The sequence below is a fragment of the Vibrio sp. ER1A genome, assembly GCF_000733315.1.
GTDB lineage: Bacteria > Pseudomonadota > Gammaproteobacteria > Enterobacterales > Vibrionaceae > Vibrio > Vibrio mediterranei.
On the sequence record NZ_JPJA01000094.1, the window covers coordinates 108,176 to 114,390 of the forward strand.

Consider the following 6,215-nt stretch of genomic DNA (forward strand, 5'->3'; position numbering starts at 1 on the left):
TTAGTTAAAAATACCTCTTCTTTTATGAGTCGAGGTATTTTTTGTATATGATGGAAAAGATTGTAGTGAATATGGTGAAAGTAACATGAAAGCACTGAATGAACTGACTTTGTTTGCCGAAACGGCCAAACAAGGTAGTTTTTCTAAAGTAGCGAATCAAATGGATATGACGCCTGCAGCCGTCAGTGCATCAATAAAGCGTTTAGAAGAGCAAGTTGGCTTCCCGCTGTTTGTTCGAACAACACGAAGATTGAGCTTAACTGGAGAGGGAGAACTATTCCTAGCCAAAGTTAATTGTGCTCTTGCAACTTTGAATGAAGGTGTCGAGGAGATCGCAAATGCTCGTGGCGCGCTAACAGGTAACATTTATGTGTCTGCACCGTCCGACTTTGGGCGAAACTTACTGCTTGATTGGATTAATGAGTTCACTGACTTACATGAAAACGTTACGGTTCGTCTTGAGTTATCTGATCAGTTGGTGGATATGTATAGCAAACCAATTGATGTTGCTATTCGATATGGGGAACTTCCAGATTCCAATATGGTGGCAATACCGCTATGTCCACAGAATGTTCGAGTACTTTGTGCTAGCCCTGACTACATTCGTCATCACTCACCAGTGTTACACCCAAACGATTTGAATCAACATAACTGCATAAGCTTTATGGTCGCGGGTTCGGTACATAATCATTGGCCGTTATCCTACGATTCTCAGCAAGTTGTTGTAGAAACCAAAGGGGCGATATCAGCCAATGACGGCGATGTTGTGAGGCGTTTAGGATTAAAAGGCAGAGGAATCGTCAATAAGTCGTTAATCGACGCTAGTCAGGACATTATTGAGGGTAATTTGAGGAAAGTTCTGCCTGATTGGCAAGGAGAGTCGGTGCCGCTGTATATGGTGTGTGCTGATAAAAGGCAGTTAAGACCAATTATTCGAGAGTTCCAAAAGTTCTTGAAAGAGAAGTGTCAAAGTCAGTTTGATAAGGTCAGTCACATTTTAAATAACTAGCCCTAATCGTATAAGGCTAGTTATTGTTTACCTCGTTTAAATAGCTAACATTCACTGAACAAGTAGTCTGAGCTGTGTCTCGACTTTGGCAGTTTTGCATTGAAGTCCTGCTCACTATGTTTTCCGAGCGGTACGATAACTGAGCTACGATATCCTTGCGCGGCTAAGTTGAACTCTTTATCAAGAACAGCACTGTCAAACCCTTCGATAGGCACGGCATCAATGCCTAGAGTCGAAGCGCCAAGTAGGAGCGTGCCTACATTCAGGTACACTTGCTTCTCCATCCAATGCTGAGCATCTTTCAAGTTGGAGCGGTGCATATCAACGAAGTAGTGTCGTCCATTCTGTTGTCCTTGTTTTGCATCTGGAGTAGCAAACCGACCGTCCTTTTCTTCATTTTCGAGTAACAACTGTAAGTAGTTGTCATCAATTTCTGTTTTTGTACAGAATACGATGACATGAGAGGCGTTAAGCACTTTGGGAGCATTGAAACTGTAGCGGTCTTGTGTGGCAGTAGCAACACGCTGTTTGGCCTCGTCAGTACTGGCAATGATAAAGTGCCATGGTTGAGAGTTCACGCTGGATGGACTGAATCGAAGGAGTGTTTTAATCGCATCTATCTGCTGGAAAGATAGCTTAAAAGATGGGTCGAATGCTTTGGTTGAATAGCGGTTTTTAGCGTTGTCAGCAATGTTCATAAACGTGTCTCTACTTAACGGGTGTTACCCCGAGGATAGCGAAACCAGCCGCAAGTAAAAACACCGTGGAGTTTGATGCAGTTTCAAATATTCTTTGAAGATACTAGAACTTAGATTACCCATACAATGTGCGGAAAAGGTTGAAGTTTGATTAGATTCATCTAACTTTATCTAAGGTAAGTAAGAGGAAATAATATGAAAAAGAATAGCTTAAAATGCCTTGCTGGTCTTATTGCGGTATCTACGCTGGTATTAGCCGGATGTTCAAGCAGTGACCAGGTTAACAAAGAGCAACCTATCGGGATGGCCAATCCAGCCGCGGTCTATTGCGAAGAGCATGGTACTTATGACCTTCAAACTGGTCAATGTACGTTAAAGTCGGGTGAGGCTGTTGATGCTTGGGATTATTATCGAGAAAATCATAAGGAAATGCCAAACGAGGCGGCGAGATATTGTGAATCGACAGGTGGCGTCTATATGCAAGATTCGAGCAAATGTGCGCTCCCAGACGGTAAAGTTATGGATGCAGAAAGCTACTTCAGAGATCATCAATCTACGAGCAGCTAAGTTCGTATTGCTGCCAACAACAAGGACGGTATAGTGCAAAAGAGTAAAGTAACAGGTTTTTTCGTTTTCATTATTGCACTCGTCACGGTTGGTTGTAGTAATCAGATTATCCAACAAGAGCCCGAAATGTATACCAGTTCGGGCTCTATTGCTCCTTATACACAATCTAGTTTTGAACAATATGTCGATGAGACTAGAGCTTGGCTTGATGAGACTAGAGTATTTCATGGAGCCGGTTACCAAGTCGAAATGGATGTTGTTAGCCCTTACAGGTTGCTACCTGATAATCCTAATGGGGAAGGTATATTACTGGTCCATGGACTGGGAGACTCGCCTTACTCCTTTGTCGACATTGCACCTTACTTAGCAAAACATGGTTATTTAGTTCATGTCATGCTGTTACCGGGTCACGGTTCTCGACCGGCTGATCTAATGAATCCAACCAATGAAGACTGGCGTTTGGCGGTGGAACATCAAGTCAACTTGCTGCGTGATGATGTCGACAAAATATGGTTAGGCGGTTTTTCAACAGGCACCAATTTGGTGACTGAATACGCTTTAGCTCATCCTAAAGCAATTCAAGGGCTTGTGCTATTTTCGCCAGCGTTTGCGCCAAAAGACCCACTCGTTTCAATGGCGAGTTTTGCGCGTCATTTTGTCGATTGGGTAAGTCTCGAGAAAGAGCAGAACTTTACTCGCTATGATTCATTGGCAATGAATGGGGCAGCACTGTACTATCAAACTGCGGTTGATGTTCAAGACGCGCTAAAAGAAAAAACTTTTGAATTGCCAGCCCTACTGTTAGTGACGGAAACAGATGAGTTAATAAACTCCAAAGTTATATACGATCTCTTTAAAACCCGCTTTCGTAACGAAAATAGTTCACTTATTTGGTTTGGTGAACAGAACTACTCAGATTCGCGCTTCGTGCAATTTAGTATGAAACTGCCAGATTCTAACATACAGAGTGGTTCACACATTTCGGTCTTGTATCGTGATGATAATATCTTGTATGGACGTAGAGGGTGGATGAGACAATGCGGTGGCTCTCAAGAAGGAGAGGTCTATATGGTCGATTGCGCTAAGATGCCAACCTTGTCTTATTCAGCTTGGGGATTGTTTGATGAAGATACCATCAGTGCTAGATTGAGTTGGAATCCTTACTTTGAACCTATGATGGTGCGAGTTATCGAATTTATGGCTCAAAGACAGTGATATTTATAGATTTATTTTTATTAATGTCTCGAAGTGCTTTTATTAACTAGTACGCTGTGTTGATCGTCGTCAAAAATAAACTTTATTAAACAGCCGTATATCCTGCATAATCAACTTTTTTGTTAGCGACTTCTCAAATTATATTCTATAGTGATGACATATACGGTTAATTATAGATAATTAACTTAGTTACTTTGGAATATACCTCACTCAGCAAGGTATTGAACATCTCAAGTAGGTAAACAAATGGAAAAGTTCAACATCACAAGTATCTGGATTACTCTAGATTACAAAATCGCTTTCTTCTTCCCTTCGAGATAACCCTGTCTCTCGCACTGTCCAGTGCGCATAGCCTATGTACAGCTATCCCTAATGAATCAATATGCAATAACGTGCATTATTGTCGTAATGGTTTAAGTATGTTCATAGATTAAATATAGAAACAAAACTAAATCGTATCTGGATATATATTCTGGATAGGGTTCTCTTTAATTATATTTCTTGTCTTGCTGTTGGTTAATTAAATATTAGATAAGAAATAAATATATTAGGTAAATTAAAATGGAAAACTTCAAACATCTACCAGAACCGTTCCGTATTCGCGTTGTTGAGCCAGTAAAACGTACGACGCGTGAGTACCGTGAAGAAGCAATTATTAAAGCGGGCATGAACCCATTCCTACTAGATAGTGAAGATGTATTTATCGATCTACTGACAGACAGTGGTACAGGTTCAATTACTCAAGATATGCAAGCAGCAATGCTACGCGGTGATGAAGCATACAGTGGTAGCCGCAGCTATTACGCTCTAGCTAACGCAGTAAAAGACATCTTTGGTTATGAACTGACCATTCCGACTCACCAAGGTCGTGGTGCTGAACAGATTTACATCCCAGTACTAATTAAAAAGCGTGAAAAAGAGAAAGGTTTGGACCGTTCAAAGATGGTAGCACTGTCTAACTACTTCTTTGATACTACACAAGGTCACACTCAAGTGAACTGCTGCGTAGCTAAGAACGTTTATACAAAAGACGCGTTTGATACAGCAGTAAATGCAGACTTTAAAGGTAACTTTGACTTAGAGAAGCTAGAAGAAGCGATCATTGAAGCTGGCCCAGCTAACGTACCTTATATCGTAAGTACAATCACGTGTAACTCTGCGGGTGGTCAGCCAGTCTCTATCGCGAACTTAAAAGCGGTATATGAAATCGCGCAAAAATACGATATTCCGGTAATTATGGACTCTGCTCGCTATGCTGAAAACGCATACTTTGTCCAGCAACGTGAACCTGGATATAAAGATTGGACTATCGAAGAGATCACTCGTGAGTCTTACAAGTATGCTGATGGCCTAGCAATGTCTGCGAAGAAAGACGCGATGGTTCAAATGGGCGGCTTATTGTGCTTCAAAGATGAATCTTTCATGGATGTATATACTGACTGTCGTACTCTATGTGTGGTTCAAGAAGGTTTCCCTACATACGGTGGCCTAGAAGGTGGCGCAATGGAGCGTCTAGCAGTAGGTTTGTACGACGGTATGCGTCAAGACTGGTTAGAGTACCGCATTAACCAAATCCAATACCTAGTTGATGGTCTAGAAGCTATAGGCGTCGTCTGTCAGCAAGCGGGTGGTCACGCTGCGTTCGTTGATGCAGGTAAATTGCTACCTCATATTCCAGCAGATCAATTCCCTGCACATGCTCTTGCTTGTGAGCTTTATAAAGTAGCTGGCATCCGTGCAGTGGAAATCGGTTCACTACTTCTAGGTCGTGATCCTGCAACTGGCAAACAGCATCCATGTCCAGCTGAATTACTCCGCTTAACAATTCCACGTGCTACTTATACTCAAACGCATATGGACTACGTTATTGAAGCATTTGAGAAAGTGAAAGAGAACGCGCATAAAGTGAAAGGATTGGATTTCACTTACGAGCCTGAAGTTTTACGCCACTTTACTGCTCGATTAAAAGAAGTTGAACCTGTAGTTAATCCAGCAGAAGCGAAAGTGCTCGAAGAAGCATAATCACTTCAGAGCGCAGTCATTTGGCTGCGCTCTTTTTCTCTAGCAATACAAAAAATAAAAGCAGAGAAGTAGGGGAGTCTCCCTAATCCAATAACGTGAATTTGATGAGAACAGAATGATGAAAAAGAATCCGTCTCTGATAGGTGGTGCCTGTATTATAGCGAGCGTCTGTGTAGGCGCTGGTATGTTGGGCCTACCTAGTGCAGGTGCTGGTGCCTGGACTATTTGGTCGATGTTGGCCATCGCAATAACTATGGTGGTCATGACAATTTCTGGTTGGATGCTATTGGAAGCATTCAAACACTACGAATTAAAAGTGTCTTTTGACACAGTTACAAAGGACTTATTAGGCGATAAGATTAATCTTATTAACAACATTACAGTGTATTTCGTGGGTGGTATTTTACTCTACGCCTACATCACTTCTTCAGGACTTATATTACAGGATGTACTCGGTCTTAATGCTAAAATCGCATCCGTTCTTTTTGTCTTGATTTTTTCTGCGTTTGTTTGGCATTCAACCCGTGCGGTAGACCGAATTTCGGTTGTGCTAATTGCTTTCATGATTCTAAGCTTTGTGTTTGGTGTATCGGGCTTGGCTGTGAAAGTAAATATGGCGGTACTTTTCGATACCATTAGTGAAGAGAATGCTTATGCGCCATACGCCATGGCAATGTTGCCTGTAGGTAACTATTCACCCGCGA

Annotated in this window: 7 protein-coding genes; 6 read left to right on the forward strand and 1 reads right to left on the reverse strand. The window is 41.8% G+C overall.

All coding sequences use genetic code 11. The features are described 5' to 3' along the window. Window positions 1-85: 85 nt before the first annotated feature. A complete protein-coding gene (locus HW45_RS23745; protein ID WP_038230312.1) occupies window positions 86-1,009 on the forward strand; it encodes a LysR family transcriptional regulator in 924 nt (307 codons plus the stop codon). A 44-nt stretch (window positions 1,010-1,053) separates the two neighbouring features. Here HW45_RS23745 and HW45_RS23750 read toward each other — a convergent pair whose 3' ends face one another. Further along, window positions 1,054-1,707: an oxygen-insensitive NAD(P)H-dependent nitroreductase NfsB gene (locus HW45_RS23750; RefSeq protein WP_038230313.1), complete on the reverse strand. Its 654-nt coding sequence runs from the start codon at window positions 1,705-1,707 to the stop codon at window positions 1,054-1,056. Between the two features lie 195 nt (window positions 1,708-1,902). Here HW45_RS23750 and HW45_RS23755 point away from each other — a divergent pair, with 195 nt between their 5' ends. The 5 genes from HW45_RS23755 to HW45_RS30050 all read left to right on the forward strand — a co-directional run. Next, window positions 1,903-2,274, forward strand: a complete 372-nt coding sequence (locus tag HW45_RS23755) for a DUF333 domain-containing protein (protein ID WP_038230315.1) — start codon at window positions 1,903-1,905, stop codon at window positions 2,272-2,274. A gap of 33 nt (window positions 2,275-2,307) precedes the next feature. Further along, on the forward strand, window positions 2,308-3,489 hold the full coding sequence (locus HW45_RS23760) for an alpha/beta fold hydrolase (protein WP_051868337.1): 1,182 nt from the start codon (window positions 2,308-2,310) through the stop codon (window positions 3,487-3,489). A gap of 246 nt (window positions 3,490-3,735) precedes the next feature. Then, window positions 3,736-3,810 (forward strand): tryptophanase leader peptide, encoded by a 75-nt coding sequence (gene tnaC / locus HW45_RS30400; RefSeq protein ID WP_081411542.1) that lies wholly within the window; start codon window positions 3,736-3,738, stop codon window positions 3,808-3,810. A 240-nt stretch (window positions 3,811-4,050) separates the two neighbouring features. Next, window positions 4,051-5,511, forward strand: a complete 1,461-nt coding sequence (tnaA, locus tag HW45_RS23765; RefSeq protein ID WP_006070744.1) for a tryptophanase — start codon at window positions 4,051-4,053, stop codon at window positions 5,509-5,511. A 118-nt stretch (window positions 5,512-5,629) separates the two neighbouring features. Then, window positions 5,630-6,215 (forward strand): aromatic amino acid transport family protein (locus tag HW45_RS30050; RefSeq protein WP_327196429.1); only part of this gene is annotated, 586 nt, incomplete at its 3' end.